The organism is Streptomyces sp. NPDC003456 (assembly GCF_042878735.1).
GTDB lineage: Bacteria > Actinomycetota > Actinomycetes > Streptomycetales > Streptomycetaceae > Streptomyces.
In genome coordinates this window covers 644,668-670,967 of sequence record NZ_JBIAOK010000005.1, presented here as the reverse complement: position 1 = coordinate 670,967, position 26,300 = coordinate 644,668, and the positions used below count along the sequence as shown (strand labels likewise).

The 26,300-nt window shown below is 73.0% G+C and carries 24 protein-coding genes and 1 pseudogene; 14 read left to right on the top strand and 11 right to left on the bottom strand.

Going from position 1 to position 26,300, the window contains the following annotated elements:
* Positions 1 to 132 precede the first annotated feature (132 nt).
* Positions 133 to 1,527 (top strand): Mucin-2, encoded by a 1,395-nt coding sequence (locus ACFYWG_RS24035; protein ID WP_389203439.1) that lies wholly within the window; start codon positions 133 to 135, stop codon positions 1,525 to 1,527.
* A 122-nt stretch (positions 1,528 to 1,649) separates the two neighbouring features.
* Here ACFYWG_RS24035 and ACFYWG_RS24030 read toward each other — a convergent pair whose 3' ends face one another.
* Positions 1,650 to 2,399: an SDR family NAD(P)-dependent oxidoreductase gene (locus ACFYWG_RS24030; RefSeq protein WP_389203437.1), complete on the bottom strand. Its 750-nt coding sequence runs from the start codon at positions 2,397 to 2,399 to the stop codon at positions 1,650 to 1,652.
* Positions 2,400 to 2,525: 126 nt separating this feature from the next.
* On the opposite strand from ACFYWG_RS24030, the gene ACFYWG_RS24025 reads away from it, so the two are divergent.
* Together ACFYWG_RS24025 and ACFYWG_RS24020 are read left to right on the top strand one after the other, a co-directional pair.
* A complete protein-coding gene (locus tag ACFYWG_RS24025; RefSeq protein ID WP_389203435.1) occupies positions 2,526 to 2,960 on the top strand; it encodes an Rrf2 family transcriptional regulator in 435 nt (144 codons plus the stop codon).
* Positions 2,961 to 3,722: 762 nt separating this feature from the next.
* Positions 3,723 to 4,205, top strand: a complete 483-nt coding sequence (locus tag ACFYWG_RS24020) for a hypothetical protein (RefSeq protein ID WP_389203433.1) — start codon at positions 3,723 to 3,725, stop codon at positions 4,203 to 4,205.
* A 723-nt stretch (positions 4,206 to 4,928) separates the two neighbouring features.
* Here the strand turns inward: ACFYWG_RS24020 and ACFYWG_RS24015 are convergent.
* The 3 genes from ACFYWG_RS24015 to ACFYWG_RS24005 all read right to left on the bottom strand — a co-directional run bounded on the left by ACFYWG_RS24015 (position 4,929) and on the right by ACFYWG_RS24005 (position 7,485).
* Positions 4,929 to 5,867, bottom strand: coding sequence for a beta-ketoacyl-ACP synthase III (locus ACFYWG_RS24015; protein WP_383504705.1), 939 nt, complete (start codon positions 5,865 to 5,867; stop codon positions 4,929 to 4,931).
* A gap of 171 nt (positions 5,868 to 6,038) precedes the next feature.
* Positions 6,039 to 6,179, bottom strand: a complete 141-nt coding sequence (locus ACFYWG_RS24010) for a hypothetical protein (RefSeq protein ID WP_376324183.1) — start codon at positions 6,177 to 6,179, stop codon at positions 6,039 to 6,041.
* Positions 6,148 to 7,485 (bottom strand): OFA family MFS transporter, encoded by a 1,338-nt coding sequence (locus tag ACFYWG_RS24005; protein WP_389203430.1) that lies wholly within the window; start codon positions 7,483 to 7,485, stop codon positions 6,148 to 6,150. The genes ACFYWG_RS24010 and ACFYWG_RS24005 overlap by 32 nt, the downstream gene beginning before the upstream one ends.
* Positions 7,486 to 7,631: 146 nt before the next feature.
* Here ACFYWG_RS24005 and ACFYWG_RS24000 point away from each other — a divergent pair.
* Positions 7,632 to 7,989: pseudogene (locus tag ACFYWG_RS24000) on the top strand (Fe-S-binding domain-containing protein); the annotation flags it as partial.
* A gap of 7 nt (positions 7,990 to 7,996) precedes the next feature.
* Positions 7,997 to 8,845, top strand: a complete 849-nt coding sequence (gene fdhD / locus ACFYWG_RS23995; protein WP_385415320.1) for a formate dehydrogenase accessory sulfurtransferase FdhD — start codon at positions 7,997 to 7,999, stop codon at positions 8,843 to 8,845.
* An 88-nt stretch (positions 8,846 to 8,933) separates the two neighbouring features.
* Here the strand turns inward: fdhD and ACFYWG_RS23990 are convergent, their stop codons facing one another.
* Positions 8,934 to 9,374, bottom strand: coding sequence for a MarR family winged helix-turn-helix transcriptional regulator (locus ACFYWG_RS23990; RefSeq protein WP_376324174.1), 441 nt, complete (start codon positions 9,372 to 9,374; stop codon positions 8,934 to 8,936).
* 103 nt (positions 9,375 to 9,477) lie between these two features.
* On the opposite strand from ACFYWG_RS23990, the gene ACFYWG_RS23985 reads away from it, so the two are divergent.
* The 3 genes from ACFYWG_RS23985 to ACFYWG_RS23975 all read left to right on the top strand — a co-directional run bounded on the left by ACFYWG_RS23985 (position 9,478) and on the right by ACFYWG_RS23975 (position 13,649).
* Positions 9,478 to 10,395, top strand: coding sequence for a zinc-binding alcohol dehydrogenase family protein (locus ACFYWG_RS23985; protein ID WP_389203427.1), 918 nt, complete (start codon positions 9,478 to 9,480; stop codon positions 10,393 to 10,395).
* Positions 10,396 to 10,533: 138 nt separating this feature from the next.
* Positions 10,534 to 12,402, top strand: coding sequence for an exo-alpha-sialidase (locus tag ACFYWG_RS23980; RefSeq protein ID WP_389203425.1), 1,869 nt, complete (start codon positions 10,534 to 10,536; stop codon positions 12,400 to 12,402).
* Positions 12,403 to 12,413: 11 nt separating this feature from the next.
* Entirely contained in the window at positions 12,414 to 13,649 is a 1,236-nt protein-coding gene (locus tag ACFYWG_RS23975) for a DUF4185 domain-containing protein (protein WP_389203423.1), read from the top strand.
* Here the strand turns inward: ACFYWG_RS23975 and ACFYWG_RS23970 are convergent.
* Positions 13,585 to 14,622, bottom strand: a complete 1,038-nt coding sequence (locus ACFYWG_RS23970; protein ID WP_389203421.1) for a bile acid:sodium symporter family protein — start codon at positions 14,620 to 14,622, stop codon at positions 13,585 to 13,587. The two genes, ACFYWG_RS23975 and ACFYWG_RS23970, sit on opposite strands and share 65 nt — an antisense overlap.
* Before the next feature lie 143 nt (positions 14,623 to 14,765).
* Between ACFYWG_RS23970 and ACFYWG_RS23965 the strand changes: the two genes are divergently transcribed.
* The 3 genes from ACFYWG_RS23965 to ACFYWG_RS23955 all read left to right on the top strand — a co-directional run bounded on the left by ACFYWG_RS23965 (position 14,766) and on the right by ACFYWG_RS23955 (position 18,746).
* On the top strand, positions 14,766 to 15,644 hold the full coding sequence (locus ACFYWG_RS23965; RefSeq protein WP_389203419.1) for a LysR substrate-binding domain-containing protein: 879 nt from the start codon (positions 14,766 to 14,768) through the stop codon (positions 15,642 to 15,644).
* Between the two features lie 326 nt (positions 15,645 to 15,970).
* Positions 15,971 to 17,797 carry an AMP-dependent synthetase/ligase gene (locus tag ACFYWG_RS23960; RefSeq protein ID WP_383504726.1) on the top strand — a complete coding sequence of 609 codons (1,827 nt, stop codon included), beginning with the start codon at positions 15,971 to 15,973 and terminating at the stop codon, positions 17,795 to 17,797.
* Between the two features lie 157 nt (positions 17,798 to 17,954).
* Positions 17,955 to 18,746: an aldo/keto reductase gene (locus tag ACFYWG_RS23955; RefSeq protein ID WP_389203535.1), complete on the top strand. Its 792-nt coding sequence runs from the start codon at positions 17,955 to 17,957 to the stop codon at positions 18,744 to 18,746.
* A 150-nt stretch (positions 18,747 to 18,896) separates the two neighbouring features.
* On the opposite strand, the gene ACFYWG_RS23950 is transcribed toward ACFYWG_RS23955, so the two are convergent.
* The 3 genes from ACFYWG_RS23950 to ACFYWG_RS23940 form a co-directional block, all read right to left on the bottom strand.
* On the bottom strand, positions 18,897 to 19,808 hold the full coding sequence (locus ACFYWG_RS23950; RefSeq protein WP_389203417.1) for a methyltransferase: 912 nt from the start codon (positions 19,806 to 19,808) through the stop codon (positions 18,897 to 18,899).
* A gap of 340 nt (positions 19,809 to 20,148) precedes the next feature.
* Entirely contained in the window at positions 20,149 to 20,913 is a 765-nt protein-coding gene (locus ACFYWG_RS23945; protein WP_385415301.1) for a class I SAM-dependent methyltransferase, read from the bottom strand.
* Positions 20,914 to 20,917: 4 nt separating this feature from the next.
* Positions 20,918 to 21,223, bottom strand: coding sequence for a 4a-hydroxytetrahydrobiopterin dehydratase (locus ACFYWG_RS23940; protein ID WP_383504735.1), 306 nt, complete (start codon positions 21,221 to 21,223; stop codon positions 20,918 to 20,920).
* 128 nt (positions 21,224 to 21,351) lie between these two features.
* On the opposite strand from ACFYWG_RS23940, the gene ACFYWG_RS23935 reads away from it, so the two are divergent.
* Complete coding sequence (locus ACFYWG_RS23935; protein ID WP_389203414.1) at positions 21,352 to 22,158, top strand: helix-turn-helix domain-containing protein; 807 nt, start codon at positions 21,352 to 21,354, stop codon at positions 22,156 to 22,158.
* On the opposite strand, the gene ACFYWG_RS23930 is transcribed toward ACFYWG_RS23935, so the two are convergent.
* On the bottom strand, positions 22,140 to 22,565 hold the full coding sequence (locus tag ACFYWG_RS23930) for a hypothetical protein (protein ID WP_383504740.1): 426 nt from the start codon (positions 22,563 to 22,565) through the stop codon (positions 22,140 to 22,142). The two genes, ACFYWG_RS23935 and ACFYWG_RS23930, sit on opposite strands and share 19 nt — an antisense overlap.
* A gap of 239 nt (positions 22,566 to 22,804) precedes the next feature.
* Here ACFYWG_RS23930 and ACFYWG_RS23925 point away from each other — a divergent pair, with 239 nt between their 5' ends.
* Positions 22,805 to 23,668, top strand: a complete 864-nt coding sequence (locus ACFYWG_RS23925) for a helix-turn-helix domain-containing protein (protein ID WP_376324146.1) — start codon at positions 22,805 to 22,807, stop codon at positions 23,666 to 23,668.
* A gap of 164 nt (positions 23,669 to 23,832) precedes the next feature.
* Positions 23,833 to 24,327, top strand: a complete 495-nt coding sequence (locus ACFYWG_RS23920) for a nitrate reductase molybdenum cofactor assembly chaperone (protein ID WP_385415290.1) — start codon at positions 23,833 to 23,835, stop codon at positions 24,325 to 24,327.
* A 52-nt stretch (positions 24,328 to 24,379) separates the two neighbouring features.
* Here ACFYWG_RS23920 and dnaK read toward each other — a convergent pair whose 3' ends face one another.
* Positions 24,380 to 26,239: a molecular chaperone DnaK gene (gene dnaK, locus ACFYWG_RS23915; protein WP_385415287.1), complete on the bottom strand. Its 1,860-nt coding sequence runs from the start codon at positions 26,237 to 26,239 to the stop codon at positions 24,380 to 24,382.
* Positions 26,240 to 26,300: the final 61 nt, after the last annotated feature.

Here is a 26,300-nt window from a genome sequence, read left to right as displayed (position 1 = left end):
CGGTACGGCCGGGCTTCCCGGTACCCGGACAGGGCGGACCCAGCCGGACGGGTGGTGCCGTTCGGCGGTTCCTGACGTGCATCGGGGGGATCATGGTCGCGGACCAATCGGGGTAGACACAGGGGGGGAATCATGGTGGCGTTCCACGCATCCGCGCTGGACGGAGTCGCCCGCAATCCGGCTTTGCCGACACCGCTGCTACTGCGCCTGCTCGCCTTCGAGGGGGACGGTGACGGACCGCCCCGCGACGCCCTCCAGCGGGCCGGCCTCCCCGAGTCGGCCGTCGTGGTGATCCTGACCCACCCGAACCCGGCCGCCCGGATCGACTTCGCCATGAGCGCCAGGGCGGAGCCTGCACAGCGGGCCCGGCTCGCGGACGATCCTTCTCCTGAGGTGCGGGCAGCTCTTGCCTACGGGCCCGAGGGATACGAGCCGCGCACGAAGGTCGCGCCGCTCCCGGACGCCGTGTGCGTCCGCCTGCTCGACGACCCCGCCCCTTCCGTCCGGACGGCGCTGCTGGCCTCGCCCCATGTGGCACCGTCGTTCGTGGCCTCACTCGCCACTCATCATCACGCGGCTGTGCGCCAGGAAGCGGTGCGCGCATGGGAGATCCTGCCGCCGGGCAAGCGGTCGGCGCTGCTGGCCGACCCTGATCCCGAGGTGCGGCGGGCCGCCGCGCTGTGGGAGTGCCGACGGGACGCACACGTCACCGCCGCACTCCTCCGCGACCCGAAGTCCGCCCCCGAGGCGCTGCGTCGAGGGCTCCTTCTCCGCGCCGACGCCGAGCGGTGCGTCGCCGAACGGACGCACCTGCTGGCCCTCGCCGAGAACCCCTCGCTGCCGGCCGACCTCGTGGAGCGGCTCGCAGTCGACCCCGACGAGGCCGTACGGCTCGCGGTCTCCCTCAGGCCCGAGTTGGACGAGACACGGCGCATGGCGATCGACTTCACGGTCGGGGACTTCGACAGCGGCGACGACGTGCAGTGGGTACGGGACGGGCTCGCCGACCCCGAGGTGCTGCGTCGGGCAGCGGTCTCCGCCCACCCGCTGCTCCGGCGCGCCGCCGCTCGGAGCCCCCATCTGTCGCCCGACCTTCTGCGCCTGCTCGCACGCGTCGAGGATCCTGTGGTGGAGAACCGCCTGGGCATTCACCACCCCGACACCCCGGAGGAGGTCCTGCTGCGTGTGTTCGCGCGGCTCGGTGGGACGTTCTCCGCCTGGATGGCGCAGACGCACCCCCGCTTTCCTCGTGAGGGCCTCGCGGCCCGCTACGCGGACCACCCGGACGGCAACTACCGTCGGCTGGCCGTCCGGGACCCGGCCGCCACACCCGCGCTGATCGAACGGCTCAGCCATGACCCCAAGGTCTGGACGCGCCAGGCGGCGGCCGGCGACCCGCGCCTCCCGCTCCACCGGCTCCGCGAGGCGCTCCATATCCCCGAACTGGCCTCCAGCGCGGGCGCCAACCCGGCGCTCCCCGAGGACGAGATGGCCGCCGTCCTGGACCGGGCCGGTGTTCCCGCCTGACCGCCGAGCGAATCGAGAGGCTCACTGGTCAGGTCCCACTGCAGCTCGCGTACGTGTCACGCGCCCAGTAGCCCCGCCCTGCGCGACGACTCCCGGCGGATCAAGCGGCGGGAATCGGCGGCTCAGGCGTTGTAGCCACCGTGAGCGTCCAGCACCGCGCCCGTGACGTACGACGCTGCCGGGCTCGCCAGGAAGGCGATCGCCGCGGCGATCTCCTCGGGGTGCCCCATGCGCTGAAGGGACAGCGAGCCGAGCAGGGTCTTGAGGGTCTCGGGGTCCGGCGGCTGCATGCCACCGTCCATCAGTCCGGCCTCCACGACGTTGGCCGTGATGTCCCGGGGCCCGAGGTCGCGTGCGACACCCATGGTGTACCTCTCTATCCCGGACTTGGTCGCCGCGTAGTCGGCAAGGCCGGGGGCGCCGACCCGGGAACCCAGGCCGGAGCTCACCGTGATGATGCGACCGCCCGTGCGCAGCACTCGGGCGGCGGCACGGATGACCGCGATCACGCCGAGGTAGTTCGTGGCGTGCATCCGATCCAGGGCGGCGGTGTCGGCGTCCGGATCGTCCACCGCGCCGGCCACGGAGATCGCGGCGTTGTTGACGAGGATGTCCAGGCCGCCGAAGTGTGCGACCACGTCGTCGATCAGGGCCGGCGCCCGGCTCGTGTCCGCTTGATCGGACCGGAGGGCGACGGCGTTCGCTCCCTTGCCGCGCACCTCGTCGACGACGGCCTGCGCCTTGTCCTCGGAGCTGACATAGGTGAAGGCGACATCGGCGCCCTGCTCGGCCAGTTGTCGCACAGTCGCGGCCCCCAGCCCTCGTGACCCCCCGGTGACCAGGGCGACCTTGCCCGTGAGTGGCTTGCTCATTCTTCTCACCTCGTTGATCGATCCGTCCTGCTGTCGAAACGTTAGTTGTTACGACAGCCAGTTGCAACCTTCATTGTTACGACTGGGCTGTCGTAACATGAGGCGTTGCGTCCGGAGAGGAGGGTCATGAGCGCCAACAGCAGGCTCACCATCGCCTCGCACGCCCTGGCCTGGATCGGCCTCTACCAACGTCAGGGCCATGAGGTCGCCACCTCCGAGCAGATCGCGCCCAGTGCGAACACCAACCCCGTGGTGATCAGACGGCTCCTGGGCGATCTGCGCAGGGCCGGGCTCGTGGAATCACGGCGGGGCGTAGGAGCGGGCTGGTCACTGGCGCGCGACCTGGGATCGATGACCCTGCTCGACGTGTACGAGGCAGTGGAGTCCGGCCCCCTGTTCGCGATGCACCGCACCGCGCCGGACCAGAATTGCGTGGTGGGCCACGGCATCCAGCCGACGATGCAGCGGGTCTACGACGGCATCGAGCAGACCCTGAGACACGAACTGGCCCGGGTCACGCTCGAAGACGTACTCCAGGACGTCCTCGCGACACCCCGCTAGCCCTCCGTCACCAGGTGCGGGGCACCCCTGCGGATCTCGCAGCTCCTTGATCAAGTACGTATGTGCTTTCCGAGGAAGGACTGCGGTGACGTTCAGCAGCAGCCCACGAAGGCGGCCGTGCGGCGGAGCCACCGGCCCGGAGTTCGGGAAGGCAGCGGCAGCGGCCCTCGTCGGCGTGGCCCTGCTTCTCGCCGGCTGCGGTGGCAACCAGCGGACGCGCCGCGCACGGCGTAACAGGCGCGCGCGATGCGCGGGGTGCGCCGCCTCCGGGTCCGGTTTCACGCCCTGCGCGCCCCCGGAGGAGGCACCTTCGCTCTCCTGGCGCGGCGTCGTGCGTGTGGACCGGGTGCCACCACAGTGCCTCCCGCACGGCACCGCCTCGCCGCGCACGAACAGCCAGTGGGAAACGCCTCCCCTGGGAGCTGGGCGTCGGCTCCGGGACGACGGGTCCCATACGGGCCCCTTGCCAGTCGGCCGAGACCCGACTAGCTCCGAACACCACTTGGCTGGACACGCGGCCGAGGCTGATGTGGTCACGACTGCTTGCGAAGGGTCTGTAGCGAGTCCCGGGTCATCGGTGCCGGGCGCGCAAGACGTTTAAGGCGCGCGTACCGCCAGGGAGGAAGCTTCCGGTGATGCCGAGCGCCTCTCCTGCAGTCGTCCTCAGCATGCGAGATTCGAAGGCGTTCACTCGGGGCGCGGTTCTGACCGTCGCGCTCCACCTTCGCGATTCCCTGCTCTGCGAAGCCTGGAGGGCTGCCCATGCGTCTTCGTCATGTTGTGAGTGTCGCGGTGGCGCTCTGCTTCACGACCGTCGTCAGTGCGAGTCCGGCTAGCGCCGCCGGCACACCCCGTGCCCAATTCTGGATGGATGAAGGGCTGGGCGGTCAGAAACTCGACAAAGACGTCTGGGGCCAGGGGTACGCGAACATTCCCGACCTGACGAAGGAGGGCCGGGGATGCTGGCTCTGGCACTGTGACGGGAACTGGAACGACGTCATATCGTCACTGAGGACGGACGGCGGCGGGCAGTCCCCCGTGGACCTGCTCGTCTTCAGGAACGTGAACTACGGGGGCACATGCCTCTACGTCCCCAAAGGGTGGACGCTGCCCCGTCTCACCCTGATTCCTGCGGTCAACCAGGGTTTCCGCTACCAGATCACTTTGGATAACGACATCTCGTCGTTCAAGATCTCCAAGGACACTCTCACGCCTCCTCCAGGTTGTTTCACCTTCCGGCCGTAGGAGCCGCGACCACCAGGACTCCGAGCAGCGACCGGCGTCCTCGCTCCCGTCCCGCACTGTGGTGTCGCGGACGCGGCCTGGGCTGCTTGGGCGGCGGCCCAGCAGGAAGCGCATGAGGGAGGCCGGGATGATGTGCAGCATCTCAGCGAAGGAGGGGCCGGGCGCCGGGATCTCGACGTCGCGGTGACGGCGGTAACCGTCACCGACGGCCGCGGTGGTGAAGGACACGACAGCGAGGGTGGTGTCGCGGGAACGCAGCGACCGCCAGGCGTAGCGGGGCAGGTTGGGGCCGCCGGCCGCTTCCGCTTCACTCTCGACGAGCTCGCCCGGATCACCGGCTGCTCCAGGACCCGCATCTCCGCTCTCCTGCGGCTCCAGCAGCGCCTGGTGGCTGGGGCCGATGTTCTCGGCCATCGGCTCCGCGCGACGGCCTCTGCGGCCGGGCCCGAACGGGGCGGGCGCCACGGAGAACGGGGCGTCCGGCATGTCACCGGCCGCGGGCAAGTCGTCCTGAGGGGTGGAGGTCATCGCTGCGGCTGCTCGGGCCCCGGTCGGCTCCGGTGCCGGGGCGCGAGCGGGCGCGGAGCCGGAACCGTGGACGGTTGTGGTGAGCTGCCGCACGAGCAGGCCGAGCGAGGGCAGCAGCGCCACGACCGCCGCGAGATGGCCCAGCACCGTCATCACCGTGCTTCACGCCAGGACCCCCGCCCAGCACGGCGATGATCAGGGGCAGCGCACGACCTGTCCCGCGTACGACAGGTTCCCGCCGAAGCCGAACAGCAGGACCGGGTCGCCCGAGGTGAGCGCGCCCTGCTCGACCAGCTTGGAGAAGGCCAGCGGGATGCTCGCGGCCGAGGTGTTGCCGGAGTCGGTCACGTCGCGGGCGACGACCGCGTTGACGGCGCCGATCTTCTCGGCGAGGGGCTCGATGATGCGCAGGTTCGCCTGGTGCAGCACGACCCCGGCGAGGTCGGCCGGTTCGAGCCCGGCGCGCTCGCAGGCCCGGCGGGCGATGGGGGGCAGCTGGGTGGTGGCCCAGCGGTAGACGCTCTGCCCCTCCTGCGCGAAGCGCGGCGGGGTGCCCTCGATCCGCACGGCGTGGCCCATCTCCGGCACCGACCCCCACAGCACCGGGCCGATGGCCGGTTCGCCGGCGGCCTCCACCACGGCGGCGCCGGCCCCGTCGCCGACCAGGACGCAAGTGGTGCGGTCGCTCCAGTCGGTGACCTCGGACATCTTGTCGGCGCCGATGACCAGTGCCCGGCTCGCCCCGCCCGCGCGGACGGCGTGGTCGGCGGTGGCCAGGGCGTGGGTGAACCCGGCGCACACGACGTTGAGGTCCATGGTGGCGGCCTGCGGGACGCCGAGGCGGGCGGCGACCCGGGCGGCCGTGTTGGGTGAGCGGTCGACGGCGGTGGAGGTGGCGACCAGCACCAGGTCGATGTCGGCCGGGGTCAGCCCGGCCGAGGCGAGGGCCTTGGCGGCGGCGTGTGCGGCGAGTTCGTCGACGGGCTCGTCGGGACCGGCGATGTGGCGGGTGCGGATGCCCACCCGGCTCCTGATCCACTCGTCACTGGTGTCCACCAGCGCCGCCAGGTCCTCGTTGGTGAGCACCTTGGCGGGCTGGTAGTGGCCGACGGCGGCGATGCGCGAGCCGTTCATTGGGCGGGTCCCCCTCGTTGCCTTGGGTAGCGGATCCACCAGTCTGGACAGTGACTCGCGGGTACGACGGCAGGTGAGGCGACAGGAAACGGACGCGCGGGTTGTCGGCTTCCGTCAGCACCTCGGACGCCCGGACACCTGTCGAACGGCCACCCGGCAGGACCGGGAAGGCTATCCGGTGAACAACTGGGCCGCCTTCCGGACGAGTTCCCAGAGCCCGTAGGCGAGCGGGACGCCCACCCAGAGCCAGGCGAAGGCGATGAGCCACCGCCCGCCGGGGCTAGGTGTGCTCGGACCGGTGTCGCTCGGCATGAGCGGCCTCCCTCGGGGCGGGGACGTGGTGGTGGCGGGCGGCGACCGGCCGGACGAGTTCGTTGGCGACGAAGCCGGTGACGAGCAGGCCGATCATGATGACGAAGGACAGCCCGTACAGGGACGCGCCGTGCCGGCCGGCCTCCTCCTGCCGGTCGGCGATCCAGTTGACGATGAGCGGGCCGAGCACCCCGGCCGTGGACCAGGCGGTGAGCAGCCGCCCGTGGATGGCACCGACCTGGTAGGTCCCGAACAGGTCCTTCAGGTACGCCGGGACGGTCGCGAAACCGCCGCCGTAGAAGGACAGGATGACCAGGGCGCACAGGACGAACAGCGGCTTGGAGGAGTCGCCGAACAGCGCGAGGAGGGCGTACATCAGGGCGCCTGCGCCCAGGTAGACGCGGTAGACGTTCTTGCGTCCGATCAGGTCGGACGTCGACGACCAGCCGATGCGGCCCGCCATGTTCGCCGCGGACAGCAGCGCCACGAACCCGGCCGCGGCCGTCGCCGAGACCGGTGCGGAGGTGTCCGCGAAGAAGTCCGTGATCATCGGCGCGGCCTTCTCGAGGATGCCGATGCCGGCGGTGACGTTCGTGCAGAGCACGAGCCACAGCAGCCAGAACTGAGGGGTGCGGACGGCCCGGCCGGCCGAGACCTGCGGGCCGGCGGGTTCCCGCGGCACGGCCCCCGGTGTCTTCGCGGCCGCGGCCGGGACCCTGACCAGGAGCACGCCCAGCACCATGAAGACGGCGTAGGACAGGCCGTGGACGAGGAACGCCAGCGCGATGCCGGAGCTGTCGGAGCCGAAGGACTCCAGCATCTGCGCGGACCACGGCGAGGCGATGAGAGCGCCGCCGCCGAAGCCCATGATGGCGATGCCGGTGGCCATGCCGGGCCGGTCCGGGAACCACTTGATGAGGGTGGAGACCGGGGAGATGTAGCCGATGCCGAGCCCGATGCCGCCGACGAAGCCGTAGCCGAGGACGATCAGCCAGTACTGCTCCAGGGACGCGCCCAGTGCGGAGAGCAGGAACCCGGAGGAGAAGCAGAGCAGGGCGACCGTCATCGCCCAGCGCGGGCCGTTGCGCTCCACGAGCGTGCCGCCGAACGCGGCGGACAGCCCCAGCATGACGATGCCCAGCTGGAAGGGGAGCGCGCTCTGGGTGCCGCTGAGGCCGAGCGCGGACTCGAGGGGCGGTTTGAACACGCTCCAGGCGTAGGCCTGGCCGATGGAGAGATGGACCGAGAGAGCGGCGGGCGGGACGAGCCAGCGGCTCCAGCCCGGGGGCGCGACGGGGGGACTCATGAACCCCGGACGGTAGGACTCCGCACGCGGCGTTGAGAAGGCCGCCGGCGGTCCGGGTGCGACGAGCGGTCCCCGGCCTGCGCCGAACGGTCGATCGCGGGACCCCGGCCCCGCAAGGGTTGGGGCGGCTCGCGTCGCCCGGGGTGGTCGCCGGGCGGAGTTTCGACGCGCGGTCGGCCGTGGAGCACGACGCGCCGCTGACCGACTCGGCCTGCGTCTGGGGGAACTGCGGGAACTGCGGGAACCGCATCGAGGTGTGCCCCACGGGCGCACTTTCCTTCGGATCCGAGTTCGACCTGCGTGCGGGGGGTACAGGGGAGCCGTCGCGGCAGAGGGAGACGACCACGGTGTGCGCGTACGGCGGAGTGGGCTGCAACCTGGCGCTGCACCTGCAGGACAATGAGATCGTCGAGGTCACCTCGCCGCACGACCACCCGGTGACCCGCGGTGATCTCCGCATCAAGGGCCGCTTCGGCCACCGAGAACATACAGAACCGGGACTGATCAGGACATGGGACGAGTCACGGAACGACGCAAGGTGCTCCGCATCCGGGACGGCGCGGTCTCCAGCCGGCCCGACACACTCGTCGCCGAGGAACCACTGGAGATCCGGCTGAACGGCAAGCCCCTGGCCATCACCATGCGCACGCCCGGTGACGACTTCGCGCTGGCCGCGGGCTTCCTGGTCAGCGAGGGCGTGCTGGCCGGGCAGCAGGACCTGCGCAACATCGTGTACTGCGCCGGGGCGACGGCCGACGGCTCCAACACCTACAACGTGGTCGACGTGCAGACGGCCCCCGGTGTGGTGATCCCGGACATCACGCTGGAACGCAACGTCTACACCACCTCCTCGTGCGGCCTGTGCGGCAAGGCGTCGCTGGACGCGGTGCGCACCACGGCCCGCTGGCCCCTCGCGGACACTCCCCCGGTGCGGATCGGCCCCGAGCTGCTGGCGGCCCTGCCGGACCGGCTGCGCGCCGCCCAGCGGGTCTTCGACCGGACCGGCGGGCTGCACGCGGCGGCGCTCTTCTCCGAGGAGGGCGAACTGCTGGACGTCCGGGAGGACGTGGGCCGGCACAACGCGGTCGACAAGCTGGTCGGCCGCGCCCTGCAGAGCGGGCGGCTGCCGCTGTCGCGGGCGATCCTGCTCGTGTCGGGCCGGGCCTCGTTCGAGCTGGCGCAGAAGGCCGTGATGGCCGGCATCCCGGTGCTGGCGGCCGTGTCGGCGCCGTCCTCGCTGGCGGTGGACCTGGCCGCTGAGACGGGGCTGACGCTGGTGGGCTTCCTGCGGGGCGCCTCCATGAACGTGTACGCGGGTGAGGGCCGTATCGCCGTGCGGGCCCCGGCCGCCCAGGGCTGAACCCCTCCCGCGACACGGCGGCGGGGCCCCGGCCGACGGGGAGCGCGCCCTGCGCCGCGGGGGCCCCGTCCCGGTGCGTCCCCCGCCGTCAGCCGGCGGCGGTGCCGGATATCCGCCGCAGCATACCGGTGAACTGCTCCCGCTCGGCCGGCGACAGCTCGGCGAGCAGCTCGTCGTTGGCGGCGCGGGCCGCCTTCTCGCAGCGCTCCAGCAGCCGGGCTCCCCGGGGGGTGAGGGACACGGCGTTCTTGCGGCGATCCTTCGGGTCGGGTGCGCGGACGACCAGCCGGGCCCCCTGCAGGTCGTCGAGCACACCGACGAGGTCCTTGGGGTCCAGACGCACCGCGCGGCCCAGATCGGCCTGGGCGACCGGGGCGAGATCGCGGACGGCGGAGAGCACCACGTGGTGCCACATGCGCATGTCCTCGGCGGCCAGCGCCTCGGCCACCAGGGCCCGGCCGCGGGCGGCGGCACGGCCCAGCAGCCAGCTGGGCAGGGAGCGGATCGCGGGCAGGGGGGCTTCCGACATGGACGCAGCCTAACCCTCTGATCGTTGGTTGTTCCTACGATCCTCCTATACCGTTGGACTCCCCAACGATCTCGTCGGGTCCACCGACGATCCCGGAGGTGTGATGCGCCGCGTCCGCTACGAATCGCCAGGCGGCCCCCTGTTCGTCGAGGAGGCGCCGCTTCCGGAGCCGGGCCCCGGGGAGCTGCTCGTGCGCACGGAGGCGATCGGCGTCACGCTCCCGGCCGTCCGCAAGGTCGCCGAGACCCCCGAACCGGTGCCGCTGGGCGGGGAGATCGCCGGGGAGGTGACGGCCGTGGGCGAAGGCGTCTCCGACTTCGGCACGGGCGACCGCGTGACGGGCCTGTGCGTCGGGCACGGATACGCCGACCACGCGCTGCTGCACGAGGCGATGGCCTCCCCGGTCCCGGACGAGGCGAGCGCCGTCGACGCGGTGGCCCTGGTCCGCAGCGGTCTGGTGGCCCTCGGCGCCCTGGAGGCGGCGCGCCCCGAGCCGGGCGAGGCGGTGCTGGTCACGGCCGCCGCGAGCGGGGTCGGCCACCTGGCGGTGCAGCTGGCCAGGACGCGCGGCGCGGGGCGGGTCGTGGGCGCCGTCTCGGACCCGGGCAAGGCCGACTTCGTGCGCGGTCTCGGCGCCGACCACGTCCTGTCGTACGGCGACGCGAGCTGGGGCACCCCCGTCGACTACGTCCTGGACGCCGTCGGCGGGGAGCTGCTCACCCGGGCCCTGCACGCGCTCGTCCCCGAGGGCCGGCTGGTGGCGTACAGCTCGGGCGGCGGGGCCATCCAGGCGTACGACCTGCTCGTGGGCGCGAAGTCGGTCATCGGGTTCCAGATGGCCCGGGTCGCCCGCGGCAGGCCCGAGCTGTACGAGCGGTGGCGCGAGGAGCTGTGGCGGCTGTTCGCCGCCGGCGAGGTCCGGCCCGTCGTGCACGGGCGGTTCGCCCTGGAGGACGCGGCCAAGGCCCACGGGGAGATCGAGGGCCGGTCCAACCTGGGCAAGGTCGTCCTCGTTCCCTGACGAGTGTTCCCCGGGGGGATCAGCGAAGCCACGTACCGTCCACGGCCCGGCGCCCGCGCGGGGGACGTCCGGGAGACCGGGCGACCGTCCTCCTGCCCGGTGGTCCGGCCGGCGGGCGCCTCAAGGACAGGTCGCACCATGCCGTCACGCCTTCGTTCACCCCTCGGCCGCTCCCTCACCGCCGCCGCGGCCGGGGCGCTGCTCCTGCCCGCGGGTCCGGCCCACGGCCGGCCGGCCGCCGCCGCGCCGGAGTTCACGCAGCGGGTCCTCTTCGAGGCCGGCCGCGACCCGGGATACGCCTGCTTCCGCATCCCGGCGATCGTGCGCACCACCCGCGGCACGCTGCTCGCCTTCGCCGAGGGCCGGGTCCTCAACTGCGGTGACGCGGCCGACATCGACATCGTCGTCAAGCGTTCCACCGACGGCGGCCGCACCTGGGGCCCGCTGCGGGTGGTCACCGAGGGCGCGGGCGACACGCGCGGCAACCCGACGCCCCTCGTGGACCGCCGCACCGGACGGATCCTGCTGGCCGAGACGTACAACCGCGGCCGCCGCGACGCCGGCAACTGCGCGACGCCCTGCGAGCGCACCCCGTACCTGCAGTACAGCGACGACGACGGGCGGACCTGGTCGAGGCCGCGCGACCTGAGCCGCGACATCCGGCCCGCGCACTGGAACGCCTGGTACGCCACCGGACCCGTGCACGGCATCCAGCTGACCCGCGGCACCCGCGCCGGACGGCTCGTGCTGGGCGTCAACGCCGAGACGTGGGACGGCTCCCGCGTCAGCGCCAACCACGCCGCACTGATCGTCAGCGACGACGGCGGCACCCACTGGCGGGTGGGCGCCACGCAGACGTGGCCGGCCGCGCCGGACGGCATGTTCCGGCAGAAGCCGTCGGAGATGACGCTCACCGAACGCGCCGACGGGGCCGTCCTGGTGAGCGGCCGCGAGCAGGACGGCACCGACCCCGGCCACCGCTCCCAGGCCCTCAGCCTCGACGGCGGCGGCTCCTTCGCCGGCCCCTTCCGGTCCCTCCCCGACCTCTACACCCCGCAGGTCCAGGGCGCGACCCTGCGCCTGGGCGGCCGGCTGCTGCTGTCGGCACCGGCCGACCCCGACCGCCGCCGCACGATGATGGTCCGCTCCTCCTACGACGGCGGGCGCACCTGGGAGAGCGTGGACCGCGGCACGGTCGTCACACGGGACTGGTCCGGCTACTCGGACCTGGCGGCGGTCGACGACCGGACGGTGGGGCTGCTCTACGAGGGCGGCACGGCCGACGCCCGCGACGAGATCAGGTTCGCGCGCTTCACCGAGGACTGGCTGGCACCCCGCCGGGCCGCCGACCCGACCACCCCCGACACGGCACCGGGCGCCGCACCGGCGGCCGTCCTGGGCGGAGCCCGGCGGACGGACGGTGTGCGCGGGGGCGCCCTGATCTTCGACGGCGCCGACGACGCCGTCCGGCTGCCCCACCGCGCGCGACTGGCCCTCGGCGAGGACGACTTCACCGCCTCACTGCACTTCCGCTACACGGCGAGGGGCGGTGAGCAGCCGCTGCTGTGGCTGGGCGGCACCGGCGGCGCCCAGCCCCAGGTCTGGCTGCGCGGGGAACCGGCCCGCCACCGGATCCGGGCGCTGATCACCACCCGCTCGGGTGCCGCCGCCGTCCGGACCGCCTCGGTGTCGGCCCCCGGCGCCCGCAACGACGGCCGCTGGCACCACCTGGCGCTGCGCCGCGGCGGCGGGAGGCTGACCCTCTTCCTCGACGGCGAGGCTTTCGGCACCGCCGGCGTACCGGGCTCGGTCAGCCGCACCTCGCCGTTCGGCGTGCACATCGGGCAGCGCATGGACAGCCGCGCCTTCCTCACCGGTGCGGTCGACGACGTCCGGGTGTGGAACCGGGCTCTGTCCGACGGGGAGTTGGCGTCCGGCGCCGCGGGCGCGGCCTCCCGGGGCACCGTGCTGCACCTGCCCATGGACCGGGTGGACGGCAGCAACTAACGTCACGCGACGTGCCGGACGACACAGACGCAGCACGAGCACGGCGGCGCGCGGGCACCGGGATCGGCATGCTGCTGGTTCTGGTGCTCGGCGCGGCGCTGCTCATCGCCCTGCCGGAGGACGACGGTCCGGACGACGCGGCCTGCCGGGCCCGGACCGTCGCCTCCTGGCGTGCCGACGACGGCCTCACCGGCGAGTTCGCCCGGTACGGCGACGACCCGGCGCGCACCGACGACTGGACCGGCGGGGACGGCACCCACTCGGTGCGGCTGCCCGACGGCCGGGTGCTGTGGCTGTTCTCGGACACCTACCTGGGCCGGGTGCACGGCCCGCCGAACCCCGTCGGCGAGCCCGTCGCCTGGCGGGACGCGACCGCGCCGATGGTGCGCAACTCGGCGGTGCTGATGCGCGGCGGACGGCTCGAATCCACCCTGCCCGCACCGCTCTTCCCCGACCCGTCGCCCGGCCGGTGGCGCTGGCCGGTCGCCGCCCGCGTCGAGCCCCGCTCCCCCGGCTCCGCCGAGCAGGTGCTCCGGGTGCTGCTGTGGGTGCGCACGACCGGCCAGGCCCCGTGGATCTACGGTGTCCCGGCTGCCACCGAGGTCGCCACCCTGTCCCTGCCGCGGCTGGAACTGGAGTCGATCGTCGAGGTCCTCGACCAGAGCCGGGTACCGGACGCGTCCCGGCGGGTGCTGTTCGGCACGACCCTGGTGGCCCGGGACGGCTGGACGTACGTCTACGGCGGCGACGACGGCCGGCCCGCCGCCCGCCCCGCCTCGCACGCCTACCTGGCCCGGGTGCCGAGGGGTGCCCTCGCGGACCCGGCGGCCTGGGAGTACTGGAGCGGCGCGGACTGGGTGCCCGGGGCCCGGCCCCGCCCGGTGCTCGGGGACGGGCGGCGCAAGGGCGTGGGCAGCGCCTTCTCGGTCGTCCGGGACGGCGGGACGTACGTGCTGTTCACGATGGCCACCGGGGCCGAGGGCCTGACGACGGTGGCCTCGTACTGGGCCTGCGCCCCGGAGGGACCGTGGCACGGCCCGGGGAAGGAGTTCACCCCTCCGCTGCCGCAGGGAGAGGTCGCCGCCTACAACCCGCAGGCGCATCCGGTGCTGAGCGGCGAGGGGCGCCTGGTCCTGAGCTACGACGTCAACACGCTGGAGATCACCGGCGCGGCGGACCGGCTCAGCCGGAACGTGTCCCTGTACCGGCCGCGGTTCGTGACGCTGCGGCTGGCTCCGCCGCGCTGAGCCGCGCCTCCGGGTCCCGGGCGCGCCGCCTGGCGATCACCGCGCACACGATCAGCTGCATCTGGTGGAACAGCATCAGCGGCAGCACCGCGAGCGCCGCCTGCGCGCCGAACAGGACGCTGGCCATGGGTAGTCCGGCCGCCAGGGACTTCTTGGAGCCGGCGAACTGCAGGGCGATCCGGTCGGCGCGGCCGAAGTGCAGGGCCTTGCCGCCGTACCAGGTCAGCGCCAGCATCACGGCGAGGATCAGCGCCTCCACGGCGAACAGCCCGCCCAGGCGCGCGGGGCTGACCTGGTGCCAGATGCCCTGCACCATGCCCTGGCTGAACGCGGTGTAGACGACCAGCAGGATCGAGCCGCGGTCCACCAGGGACAGGACCTTCTTGTGGCGGGCGACGAACCCGCCGATCCAGCGGCGCAGCACCTGCCCCGCGAGGAACGGCACCAGCAGCTGCAGCACGATCTTCAGCAGCGAGTCGGCGGAGAACCCGGTGCTGCTGCCGAGCAGCGACGCGGCGAGCAGCGGGGTGGCGACGATCCCGACGAGGGAGGAGAAGGAGCCCGCGCAGATCGCCGCGGGCACGTTGCCGCGGGCGAGGGAGGTGAAGGCGATGGAGGACTGGACGGTCGACGGGACCAGGGTGAGGAAGAGCAGCCCCTGGTAGAGGGGCTGCGTGAGGACCACCGGCACCAGCCCCCGGGCCGCGAGGCCGAGGAGCGGGAAGAGGACGAAGGTGCAGGCCAGCACGGTGGCGTGGAGCCGCCAGTGGCGCAGCCCGTCCAGCGCCTCGCGGGTGGACAGCCGGGCGCCGTACAGGAAGAACAGCAGGGCGACGGCCGCCGTGGAGGCCCAGGAGGCGGCGTCGGCGGCCGGCCCGCGTGCCGGGACCAGGGCGGCGAGGCCCACGGTCCCGAGGAGCAGCAGGATGAACGGGTCGATCGGCAGCCGACGGGGCCGGTGCAGGCGTTTCACGGTGCTCCACTTGCTCGTGCTGCTGCGGTGCTTGGGTCGGGGCGGGACCGGGGCGGCCCCCTTCCATCCTGCTCCCCCCTCCGGCGATCGGGAATCCCGTACGCCGCACTCACTGCTATCACGGTCCGCGATAACGTGGGGGCGTGTACGAGCCCGCCCATCTGCGCACGTTCCTGTCGGTGGCGCAGACGCTGAGCTTCACCCGAGCCGCGGGGCGGCTCGGGCTGCGCCAGTCGACCGTCAGCCAGCACGTACGGCGGCTGGAGGAGGCCACCGGGCGGACGCTGTTCAGCCGGGACACCCACTCGGTGGAGCTGACCGAGGACGGTGAGGCGATGCTCGGCTTCGCCCGCCGGATCCTGGAGGTGCACGAGCAGGCGACGGCGTTCTTCACCGGCACCCGGCTGCGCGGCCGGCTGCGCTTCGGCGCCTCGGAGGACTTCGTGCTGACCCGGCTGCCGGAGATTCTGGAGGCCTTCCGGCAAGAGCACCCGGAGGTCGACCTGGAGCTGACGGTCGAACTGTCGGGCACGCTGCACGAGCAGCTGGCCGCCGGGAAGCTGGACCTCGTGCTGGCCAAGCGGCGGCCCGAGGACCCGCGCGGCGAGCTGGTCCGGCACGACCGGCTGGTGTGGATCGGCGCGGAGCGCCTGCGGCTCGACCCCGGCCGGCCGGTGCCGCTGATCGTCTACCCGCCGCCGGGCATCACCCGCGCGCTGGCCCTGGAGGCGCTGGAGCGGCAGGGCCGCCAATGGCGGGTGGTGTGCACCAGCGGCAGCCTCAACGGTCTCCTCGCCGCGGCCCGGGCGGGGCTGGGCGTGATGGCCCACTCGCGGGGGCTGATCCCGCCGGGCCTGGTCCGGGTGCCGGACCGGGCTGGACTGCCGGAGCTGGGGCACGTCGACTTCGTCGTGGTGCACGGCCGGCGCCGGCCGTCCGCGCAAGGAGCGGCGGACGCCCTGGCGGCGGCGCTGCTGTCGGGCGGTGACCGGCTGCGCCGCAGCGAGCGCGAGGACCTGTGACCCGGGCGCGCGGCGGAGGTGCCACGCCGCCGGGTGACGGAACGCGCCTGCGGTGCGCTGACAGGGGAGACACCCTTTTCTGCGGCCGTCCGCACCGGCACGCGGGTCGTACAGATTCGGTGGAGATTACGGCACCGAAACTTACTCAACCGTCAGGAATGTGTCCGACCCTTCCCCATGTGAGCGCATTTTCCCCCGCTGACCAGCGCGGACGAGAGCGCTGCTCACCTGCGCACCCCCTCCCGCGCCCCGGACGTGTGGGGTAGCTTTCACGGCGCTGTGCGGGGCGTCACCCGATCGAAGCGCCGAGGAGCGGGGAGCGGGGTTTGCGCGAGTTCACCAACCCTCCGTCGGCGTCCGCACCACCGGTGGGCGGTCTGGCCGACGTGGTCTTCCGCCATGCCGAGGAGGACCCGCGGCACGTGGCGCTGGGCCGCAAGGACGACACCGGGCAGTGGCGGGACGTGACGAGCGCCGAGTTCCGCGACGAGGTGCTCGCCCTGGCCAAGGGACTGCTGGCGAGCGGCGTCCGGTTCGGTGACCGCGTGGCGATCATGTCCCGCACCCGCTACGAGTGGACCCTCTTCGACTACGCCCTGTGGACCGTCGGCGCCCAGGTCGTGCCGGTCTACCCGACCTCCTCGGCCGAGCAGTGCTTCTGGATGCTCTACGACGCCGAGGTGACGGCCGCGGTCGTGGAGCACGAGGACCACGCCATGACGATCGCCACCGTGATCGACCGGCTGCCGCAGCTGCGCCGTCTGTGGCAGCTGGACTCGGGCGCGGTGCACGAGCTGTACGACGCCGGCGCGCACCTCGACGACGAGGTGGTGCACCGCCACCGGCAGGCCGTCACCCCCGACTCGGTCGCCACGATCATCTACACCTCGGGCACCACCGGCCGCCCCAAGGGCTGCCTCCTCACCCACGGCAACTTCATGTACGAGGCGGACACCGTCATCGAGGGGTGGGAGCCGGTGTTCCATTCCAAGCGGGGCGACGAGGCCTCGACGCTGCTCTTCCTGCCCCTCGCGCACGTCTTCGGGCGGATGGTCCAGGTCGCCGGGATCCGCGGGAAGGTGAAGTTCGGCCACCAGCCGCAGCTCGACGCGGCGGCGCTGCTGCCGGACCTCGCGGCATTCCGGCCGACGTTCTTCCTGGCCGTGCCGTACATCTTCGAGAAGGTGTTCCACGCGGCCCGCCGCAAGGCGGAGAAGGAGGGCCGCTCCGGCCCCTTCGAGAAGGCGGTCGACATCGCCGTCCAGTACGCCGACGCCATGGAGGCGAAGGCGTGGGGCACCGGGCCGGGCCCGTCCGCGGGGCTGCGCCTGCAGCACCAGCTGTTCGACAAGCTCGTCTACGCCAGGATCCGTGCGGCGATGGGCGGCCGGATCAAGCACGCCATGTCCGGCGGCTCCGCGATGGACCGGCGCCTGGGGCTGTTCTTCGCCGGCGCCGGCGTGCACATCTACGAGGGCTACGGGCTCACCGAGTCCACGGCCGCCGCGACGGCCAACCCGCCCGGGCGCACCCGCTTCGGCACGGTCGGCCGGCCCATCCCGGGCATGACCGTCCACATCGCGGACGACGGCGAGATCTGGCTGCGCGGCGACAACGTCTTCCAGGGCTACCTGAACAATCCCAAGGCCACCGACGGGACCCTGCACGACGGCTGGCTGGCCACCGGCGACCTCGGCGTGCTCGACGAGGACGGCTACCTGACGATCACCGGCCGCAAGAAGGAGATCCTGGTCACCTCGGGCGGCAAGAGCGTCTCACCCGGAGTGCTGGAGGAGCGGGTCCGGGACCACCCGCTGGTCAACCAGTGCATCGTCGTGGGCAACGACCGCCCCTACATCGCCGCTCTGGTGACCCTCGACCAGGAGGCCGTGGAGCACTGGCTGGCGATGCGGAACAAGCCGCGGATGTCCCCGGCGGAGCTGGTGCGCGACGAGGACCTGGAGACGGAGGTGCGGCGCGCGGTGGTCGCCGCGAACACGCTGGTCTCGCAGGCGGAGTCCATCCGCACCTTCCGCATCCTGGCCCAGCCGTTCACGGAGGAGCACGGGCTGCTCACGCCCTCCCTGAAGCTCAAGCGCAGGGCGATCGAGAAGGCGTACGAGAACGAGGTCGAGGCGCTGTACCGGGCGTGACCCCTGCCGTACGGGGCATTCGTCGCTTCGGAATTCTCCCGTCAGGAATGCATCACGGCTCGTGATCGTTGACGATGGGAGCACACCTGACCGCAAACCTAAGGATCGAGAGCTCGTGAGCAAGGTCCCCCCGATCATCCTGAACAACGGCGTCGAGATGCCCCAGCTGGGCTTCGGCGTCTGGCAGGTGCCGGACGACGAGGCCGAGACGGCCGTCGCGACGGCGCTGGAGGCCGGGTACCGCAGCATCGACACAGCGGCGATCTACGGCAACGAGGAGGGCACCGGCAAGGCCATCGCCGCGTCCGGCGTCCCCCGCGAGGAACTCTTCGTCACGACCAAGCTCTGGAACGCCGACCAGGGATACGACTCCACCCTGCGCGCCTTCGACACCTCGCTGGGCAAGCTCGGCCTGGACTACGTCGACCTGTACCTGATCCACTGGCCGACGCCGGAGCGGGGCCTGTACGTCGACACCTACAAGGCGTTCGAGAAGCTGCACGCCGACGGGCGGATCAAGGCCATCGGTGTCTCGAACTTCCTTCCGGAGCACCTCGAGCAGCTGATCGACGAGACGTCGGTCGTCCCCGCGGTGAACCAGATCGAGCTGCACCCGCACCTGCAGCAGCAGGCCGCCCGCGACTACCACGCGGAGCACGGCATCGCCACGGAGGCCTGGTCGCCGCTGGGCCAGGGCAAGGGCCTGCTGGAGGTCCCGGCGATCGTGGCCATCGCCCGCAAGCACGACCGCACCCCCGCCCAGGTCGTGCTGCGCTGGCACCTCCAGCTGGGCAACGTGGTGATCCCGAAGTCCGTGACGCCCGCGCGGATCGAGGAGAACATCGACGTCTTCGGCTTCAGCCTGGACGACGAGGACCTCGCGGCCATCAGCGCCCTGAACGAGGACCGCCGCCTGGGCCCGCACCCGGCGGAGTTCAACGACGCCTGACCGGCACCCCGGCGCGACGCGCGGCGCCCCGGCCCGAAGCCCCCGCGGCTCACGGACCGGGGCGCCGCGCGTTGCGCACCCGCGCGATGCCGGCCCCCGGCGAGGTCCCCGCAGGTGTCCCCCGCCCGGTGACGACGACCGTTGCGGGCGCTATCCCGGCCGGACCGCCGTGTGAACCGTGTGGGCCTCCAGGACGAACACGTCCGGGCGGCGGTGCACGCTCGCCTCGTCGTCGGGGTCGAGGAGGCGGTCGACGGTCGCGAGGTCCTCGGCGTCGAGCCCCTCGGCCAGCTTGTCGCGCATGTGCGACAGCGAGGCCACGACGTAGGCCCGGGCCCGGTCCGACACGGGTGCCGGGAGGTCCAGCAGGAAACTGTGGGTCCGGGTGGGCTTCAGGCCCGCCGCGGACAGCAGGGCCGGCCAGTCCTCGGTCTCGGCGACGTGCCCGGGCAGGTCGTGGCGCATCCGGGTGAACCACTCGGCCTGCACCGCGTCGATCCGCGCCTGGAGTCCGGGCCGGCCGATGCCGATGTCGCGCGGCAGGAACCGCGGGGGCAGCCCGCCTTCCATGAGGGCCAGCGTGCCGCCGGGCGCCAGCCGGGCCGCGAACGCGGCGAGCGCGGCCCGCTGATCGCCGAGGTGGTGCAGGCTGCGGCTCGCCCAGAGCAGGTCCGCGGGGTACTCCAACTCGCCCAGTACGTCAGGGAGTTCACCGGTGATCGTGCCGAAGCGGTCCGTGAATCCGAGCCGCTCGGCCCGCGCCCGGGCCCGCTCCAGCAGCGGCACGGAGCCGTCCACGGCGACGACCCGCGCGCCCGGGAACGTCTCCGCGAACAGGCACGCCACGACGCCCGGCCCGCTGCCCGCGTCCACGATCAGCCCCGGTTCGGTCACCTCCTTCGCCAGCCAGCCCAGTGCCCGCTCGTAGAGGGAGGCGAACAGTTCGGCCGAGGACTCCAGCAGCGGGCCCATCTCGGCCCAGTCCATGTCCGTGTGGCCGTGGTGGTGGCCCTGTCCGGGCGTGTGCTCGTGCTCGTGGGGGTGGTCGTGCCGGTGCGCCATGGGGCTCAGCCTCTCGCTCGGATGCGGCCAGCGTGCGCCGACGCACCGCGAAAGGGCCACCGATGTTGCCGTCCCGGCAACAATCGGGCACCGGCCCGCCGGGGCGGAAAGCCCCGGCGGGCCCGCGCGGACGGCACCTCAGGGGGCCAGGACAGCGGCGTTCGGGCGTTCTGCATCGGTTGCCGGAACCGGGCGGGGAACCAGCGGCCTGGGCATGGACCGAGGTACGCCGACCCGGTCCGGCGGGCCGGGCGCAGCACGTCGCGCCACGGCCGGCGGCATCGCGCGCGGCGGGACGGGCCGGATGCCGAACGGTGTCGGCGAGGCCCGGCCGGCCGGGTCATGGGGCGGCGCCGCCCTGGTCGAAGCCGCCCTTCCGGAACGCCCTGAGGCTGAACACCGGGTCGGGGCGCGGGCGGTCCTGGTCGGGGAGCCGGGCCAGGCGCGCCGCGAAGTCCTCGGCGAGGGGGTCGCCGGGCGGCAGGGTGACGAACCAGCCCCGGCGCAGGTCGGCGACGGTGCGGCGGGGGCTGCGGCCCTGGCCGTGGCCGGTGAAGCGCGCCCGCCCGGCCGGCACCAGGCCGTGGGCGGCGGCGCAGGACGTGACGTCCGCCGCCGCGTCCCGGACCGGCCCGGGCGGGCGTTCGGACAGGACGACATCGATGTCACTGCCCACGTTGTGGGAGGCGGCCTTGTCCACGGTCGTGATGTACACCCCGCCGGGCCGCAGCACCCGGGCGCACTCGCCGACGACGGCGCGCACATCGGGCTCGTCGACCAGGTGCAGCAGCCAGATGCTGCACACGGCGTCGAACTCCCCGTCCCGGAAGGGCAGTCGGCGGCTGTCGGCGCGGACGACGGCTCCCGGGAGCCGGGTGGCGGCCCGGCGCGCCATGGCGGGGGCGAGGTCGACGCCGGTCACGCGCAGGTCCGGGCGGCCGGCCGCGAGCCGGCGGGTGACGATGCCGGTGCCGCAGGCGACGTCCAACAGGCCGCGCGCGTGCGGCGGCAGGAGGTCCAGCACGGCCTGGGCGGCGGCGGCCGCCCGGGGTTCGCCGCCGCGGGAGGCGTCGTAGCGTTCCGCTTCCTTGTCGTAGTCCAGCACGCGGTCAGTGTGCCCCGTGCGCCGGGGCCAGGTCCTCCACCCTGCGGGCGAGCTCGAAGTCCTTCGCGGTGACGGCGCCGCCGGCGCTGTGCGTGTGCACCGACAGGGACACGGTGTCGTAGCCCAGCGTCAGGTCGGAGTGGTGGTCGAGCTCCTCCTGCACCTGGGCGATGTGCACGACCATGGCCGTCGCGGCGGTGTGCGAGGCCAGACGGTAGGAGCGGCGGATGCGGTCGCCGTCGAGCGACCAGCCCGGCAGCTCGGCCAGCCGGTCCTCGATCTCCTTCTGCGACAGCGGTGCGACGGGCATGGGCTGCGCTCCTTCCCCTGGCTCTCGGCGTCCTCGTCGTCTCTCAGCCTGCCACAGCGGGAGGCCTGCGTCCCTGGTCAGGCGGTGTGCCTGACCGGTACGGCCGGATCTCGGCTACGGTCGGCGGCATGACCACTCACGCGTCCACCGCCGGGCAGGGCGTGGGCCCGCTGCTGCGGGCCTGGCGGGAGCAGCGCCGGGTGAGCCAGCTGGAGCTGGCCCTGCGCGCGGACTCCTCGGCCCGGCACATCAGCTTCGTCGAGACGGGCCGCTCCCGGCCGAGCGAGGAGATGGTGCTGCGGCTGGCCGAGCACCTGGACGTCCCGGTGCGGGAGCGCAACGCCCTGCTGCTGGCGGCCGGTTACGCCCCGCGCTACCCGGAGACGCCGCTGGACGACCCGGCGCTGGAGGCGCTGCGCGCCGGCATCGAGCGGCTCATCGGCGGCTATGAACCGTATCCGGCGCTGGTGGTGGACGCGCGCTACGACGTGGTCGCGGCCAACCGGGGGGTGATGGCGCTGGTCGACGGGGTCTCCGCGGGCCTGCTGGAGCCGCCGCTGAACGCGATGCGGCTCGCGCTGCACCCGGAGGGGCTGGCGCCGCGCATCCGGAATCTGCGCGCCTGGCGCGGCCATCTGCTGGAGCAGATGCGGCGGCAGATCGCGCTGCACCGCTCCGCGCCGCTGCGGGCCCTGTACGAGGAGGTCTCGGCGTACCCCGTACCGGCGGAGGATCCGGCCGAGGAGGCGGCGGAGCCGGTGCCGTACTTCGCGCTGCCGCTGCGGATCGAGCACGAGGGCCGGACGCTGTCGTTCATCTCGTCGATCTCGACGTTCAACACCCCGATGGACGTGACCGTCGCCGAGCTGGCCATCGAGACGCTGCTCCCGGCCGACCCGGCGACGGTCAAGTACCTTCAGGAGATGTCTTCCTGACGTGCTTTCAGCGCGAGGTGCTGGGCGGCGGCGAACCCGGCGACGGCCAGGGCCTGGAGCACCGTCCACACGGCGCCGGCCGTGCTCGGCGACAGCCACAGCGCCAGGGCCGCCAGGCTGAGCACCGTCCAGGCGAGGTTGCCCTCGACGACGGCCCGCACCGCGGCCGTGGGCGGCCGCCGGTGTCCGGCCAGCAGCGCCACCCCGGCCGTGTAGAGGGCGAGGAAGGCGCCGACGCCGAGCAGCAGGTCGGAGCCGACGCCGAGGAACCGTCCCAGCGGGCCGGAGAACGCGAGGTAGGCGACGGCGTTGGCGCCGGTCACCACGGCGTCCAGGGCCAGGAAGCGGCGCAGCATGGACTGCGGCTCGGAGGTCCGGGCGAGCGCGGCGAGCTGGATCGCGGACATGGGGCATCACCCTCCGTCGGGTCGTGGTGCGGTGGCCGGGGCCGCGCCCCGGGCCGGAGTGCGCCGGCCCGGAGCGGGGTACGGACGACGATCCCGGACCGGCCGGGCCGGGTCGATTACCCGCGAGGTCATGCCCCCGCCCGACCGGCCGTGTCGATCAATTCCGCTTCCGGCTCTGGGAGAGCGCGGACCCGGCGTGACAGACTGATCGCGGACCGGGCACGTTGGGGAGGCGTGGCGTGAGCGAACGGCGGGCCGCACCCACCGTGGGCCAGGTGGTGCTGGGCAAGCGGCTGCAGGAACTGCGTGAGGCCGCGGGGCTGAGCCGGGAGGAGGCCGCGCGCGTGCTGCGCGTCGCCCCCGCGACGGTCCGGCGCATGGAGACCGCCGACGTGGCGCTGAAGATCCCGTACGTGCAGATCCTGCTGACCGCCTACGGGGTCGGCGAGGACGAGGTGACCGCGTTCGTGGACCTGGCCGAGGAGGCGAACCGGCCCGGCTGGTGGCAGCGGTTCCACGACGTGCTGCCGGAGTGGTTCAGCCTGTACGTGAGCCTGGAGGGCGCGGCCCGGATCATCCGCTCCTACGAGCCGCACTTCGTGCCCGGCCTGCTGCAGACCGAGGGGTACGCGCGGGCCGTGCTGGAGACCGGGACCATCGCCAACGCCGGGCCCGAGGCCGTGGAGCGGCACGTGTCGCTGCGCATGGAGCGGCAGCGCCTGCTGGAGCAGCCGGATCCCCCGCACCTGTGGGTGATCATGGACGAGACGGTGCTGCGGCGGCCGGTGAGCGTCGACGGCCGGGTGATGCGCGAGCAGCTGGACAAGCTGCTGGAGTACGCCGCGCGGGACCGGGTCACGTTGCAGATCGCGGAGTTCCGGGACGGCCCGCACCCCGGGACGTACGCGCCGTTCTCCCTGTTCCGCTTCGCCGAGCCGGAGCTGCCGGACATGGTCTTCACGGAGTACCTGACCGGCGCGCTGTACCTGGACTCGCGCAAGGAGGTCTCGGCGCACCTGGAGGTCCTGGACCACATGACGGCCCGGTCCGGTTCCACGCGGCGCGCGGAGGAGCTGCTGCGGGAGTACCGCGACGCGTACTGAGCCCCCTACGGGCGCCCCCCTGGCGCGACGGGGCGGCCCGGCCCGTCCCGGCTGTCGCCCCCTGGAGGCGCGCGGCGGCCTGACCCGTACGGGCCCCGTCGGCGGGTGGCCCCGGCGGGGCGCCCCTAGCGTCGGGGGGACGGGGAGCACGCGAAGGAGGTCCGATGCCCGGATTCGAGGTGCTGTACCAGGCGGCGGCACTGTGCCTGATGTACCCCGACGACGGCTTCCGCACCCGGTTGCCGCTGCTGCGTGAAGCCGCGCCGCAGTTGCGGGAGTTCGCCGACCACGCGGCCGTCACCCCGCAGCGGGAGCTGGCCGCGCACTACGTCGAGGTCTTCGAGTCCGGCCACCGGGAGCACAGCCTGTACCTGCGCGTCTGGCGCGAGGCGGCCCCGGCGCCCTCGGAGGACCTCTACCGCGCCCACGGCCTGCGGACCACCGGCGAGGAGCCCCCGGACTTCCTGCCGGCGGTCCTGGAGCTCGCGGCCCGCACGGGCACGACCCGGCCGCTCACGGACCACCGCGACGGCCTGGAATCCCTCCGCACGGGCCTGACGTCCTTCGGCACCCCCTACGCCGCGGTCCTGGACGCGGTGTGCGCGACGCTGCCGCCGGCCGTCACCGCCGCGCCCGGGGCCCGCCTGCCCGGGCCCTGACGCCCGCGCCCCCGACGGGCCGGACGGCCGCGGCCGCCGCCGTCACGGCTTCTCAGGCCGGGCCCTCCTTGGCGTCGCGTCGGTCCTCGTCGACGATCTCCGCGTCCACCACGCCGTCCTCGTCCCGGGAGGTGGCGGTGGGGTGGTCGGCGGAGGGTTGCTGCGCCTGGGCGTAGAGGGCCTGGCCCAGTTTCTGGCCGGCCGTGGCGAGTTTCTCGACGCCGGCGCGGAGGGCGGCGGTGTCCGCCTGCTGCTTCAACCCTTCCTTCACCTCCTGGAGGGCCGACTCGACCTCGGTCCTCGTGTCGGCCGGGACCTTGTCGGCGTTGTCCTTGAGGAACTTCTCGGTCTGGTAGACGAGTTGCTCGGCCTGGTTGCGGGTCTCGGCGGCCTCGCGGCGCTTGCGGTCCTCCTCCGCGTACTGCTCGGCCTCGCGCATCATGCGGTCGATGTCGTCCTTGGGCAGGGCCGAGCCGCCGGTGACGGTCATCTTCTGCTCCCGGCCGGTCGCCAGGTCCTTGGCGGAGACGTGCATGATGCCGTTGGCGTCGATGTCGAAGGCGACCTCGATCTGCGGGACGCCGCGCGGGGCCGGGGGCAGTCCGGTGAGGTCGAAGACGCCGAGCTTCTTGTTGTACGCGGCGATCTCGCGCTCCCCCTGGTAGACCTGGATGCCGACCGAGGGCTGGTTGTCGGCGGCCGTGGTGAAGATCTCCGAACGCCGGGTGGGGATCGTGGTGTTGCGCTCGATGAGCTTGGTCATGATGCCGCCCTTGGTCTCGATGCCGAGGGACAGCGGGGTGACGTCGAGCAGCAGCACGTCCTTGACGTCGCCGCGGATGACGCCCGCCTGGAGCGCGGCGCCCAGGGCCACGACCTCGTCGGGGTTGACGCCCTTGTGCGGGTCCTTGCCGGTGAGATCCTTCACCAGGTCGGTCACGGCGGGCATGCGGGTCGAGCCGCCGACGAGGATCACGTGGTCGATCGCCGAGAGCTGCACGCCCGCGTCCCGGACCGCCTGGTGGAACGGGGCCTTGCAGCGGTCCAGCAGGTCGGCGGTGAGCTCCTGGAACTGGGCCCGGGTCAGCTTCTCGTCGAGGTGCAGGGGCCCCTCGGCCGAGGCCGTGATATAGGGCAGGTTGATGGTCGTCTCGGTGGAGCTGGACAGCTCGATCTTGGCCTTCTCCGCTCCCTCGCGCAGCCGCTGCAGGGCCATCTTGTCCCGGGCGAGGTCGACGCCGTACTGCCCCTGGAAGCGCTTGACCAGGTACTCGACGATCCGCTGGTCCCAGTCGTCGCCGCCGAGGTGCGTGTCGCCGTTGGTGGCCTTGACCTCGATGACGCCCTCGCCCATCTCCAGCAGCGACACGTCGAAGGTGCCGCCGCCGAGGTCGAAGACCAGGACCGTCCGGTCGTCGCCCTTGTCCAGTCCGTAGGCGAGGGCCGCGGCGGTCGGCTCGTTGATGATGCGCAGGACGTTCAGGCCCGCGATCTCGCCGGCCTCCTTGGTCGCCTGCCGCTGGGTGTCGTCGAAGTACGCGGGGACGGTGATCACCGCGTCGGTGACGTCCTCGCCGAGGTAGGACTCCGCGTCCCGCTTCAGTTTCTGCAGCACCCGCGCCGACAGTTCCTGCGCGCGGTAGCGGGTGCCGTCGACGTCGCCGTGCTCCGGGAAGCGCCAGCCGGCGTCTCCCATGTGCCGCTTGACCGACCGCGCCGTGCGCTCCACGTTCGTCACGGCCTGCCGCTTGGCGACCTCGCCGACCAGCACCTCGCCGTTCTTGGCGAACGCCACGACCGAGGGTGTGGTCCTGGCCCCCTCCGCGTTGGCGATGACGGTGGGTTCGCCGCCCTCCAGCACGGCGACCACCGAGTTCGTCGTTCCGAGGTCGATCCCGACCGCCCGTCCCATCGCTGTCCCCTTCCGTCAGGGCGCCCCGCACACCTTCCAGCACAAAACTTGAGTGCGCTGT

What these genes read in the sequence shown, in the direction of transcription:
- ACFYWG_RS24035 (WP_389203439.1), top strand. Translation starts at nt 133, where the DNA reads ATGGTGGCGTTCCACGCATCCGCGCTGGACGGAGTCGCCCGCAATCCG.
- ACFYWG_RS24030 (WP_389203437.1), bottom strand. Translation starts at nt 2,399, where the DNA reads ATGAGCAAGCCACTCACGGGCAAGGTCGCCCTGGTCACCGGGGGGTCA.
- ACFYWG_RS24025 (WP_389203435.1), top strand. Translation starts at nt 2,526, where the DNA reads ATGAGCGCCAACAGCAGGCTCACCATCGCCTCGCACGCCCTGGCCTGG.
- ACFYWG_RS24020 (WP_389203433.1), top strand. Translation starts at nt 3,723, where the DNA reads ATGCGTCTTCGTCATGTTGTGAGTGTCGCGGTGGCGCTCTGCTTCACG.
- ACFYWG_RS24015 (WP_383504705.1), bottom strand. Translation starts at nt 5,867, where the DNA reads ATGAACGGCTCGCGCATCGCCGCCGTCGGCCACTACCAGCCCGCCAAG.
- ACFYWG_RS24010 (WP_376324183.1), bottom strand. Translation starts at nt 6,179, where the DNA reads ATGCCGAGCGACACCGGTCCGAGCACACCTAGCCCCGGCGGGCGGTGG.
- ACFYWG_RS24005 (WP_389203430.1), bottom strand. Translation starts at nt 7,485, where the DNA reads ATGAGTCCCCCCGTCGCGCCCCCGGGCTGGAGCCGCTGGCTCGTCCCG.
- fdhD (WP_385415320.1), top strand. Translation starts at nt 7,997, where the DNA reads ATGGGACGAGTCACGGAACGACGCAAGGTGCTCCGCATCCGGGACGGC.
- ACFYWG_RS23990 (WP_376324174.1), bottom strand. Translation starts at nt 9,374, where the DNA reads ATGTCGGAAGCCCCCCTGCCCGCGATCCGCTCCCTGCCCAGCTGGCTG.
- ACFYWG_RS23985 (WP_389203427.1), top strand. Translation starts at nt 9,478, where the DNA reads ATGCGCCGCGTCCGCTACGAATCGCCAGGCGGCCCCCTGTTCGTCGAG.
- ACFYWG_RS23980 (WP_389203425.1), top strand. Translation starts at nt 10,534, where the DNA reads ATGCCGTCACGCCTTCGTTCACCCCTCGGCCGCTCCCTCACCGCCGCC.
- ACFYWG_RS23955 (WP_389203535.1), top strand. Translation starts at nt 17,955, where the DNA reads ATGCCCCAGCTGGGCTTCGGCGTCTGGCAGGTGCCGGACGACGAGGCC.
- ACFYWG_RS23950 (WP_389203417.1), bottom strand. Translation starts at nt 19,808, where the DNA reads ATGGCGCACCGGCACGACCACCCCCACGAGCACGAGCACACGCCCGGA.
- ACFYWG_RS23940 (WP_383504735.1), bottom strand. Translation starts at nt 21,223, where the DNA reads ATGCCCGTCGCACCGCTGTCGCAGAAGGAGATCGAGGACCGGCTGGCC.
- ACFYWG_RS23935 (WP_389203414.1), top strand. Translation starts at nt 21,352, where the DNA reads ATGACCACTCACGCGTCCACCGCCGGGCAGGGCGTGGGCCCGCTGCTG.
- ACFYWG_RS23930 (WP_383504740.1), bottom strand. Translation starts at nt 22,565, where the DNA reads ATGTCCGCGATCCAGCTCGCCGCGCTCGCCCGGACCTCCGAGCCGCAG.
- ACFYWG_RS23920 (WP_385415290.1), top strand. Translation starts at nt 23,833, where the DNA reads ATGCCCGGATTCGAGGTGCTGTACCAGGCGGCGGCACTGTGCCTGATG.
- dnaK (WP_385415287.1), bottom strand. Translation starts at nt 26,239, where the DNA reads ATGGGACGGGCGGTCGGGATCGACCTCGGAACGACGAACTCGGTGGTC.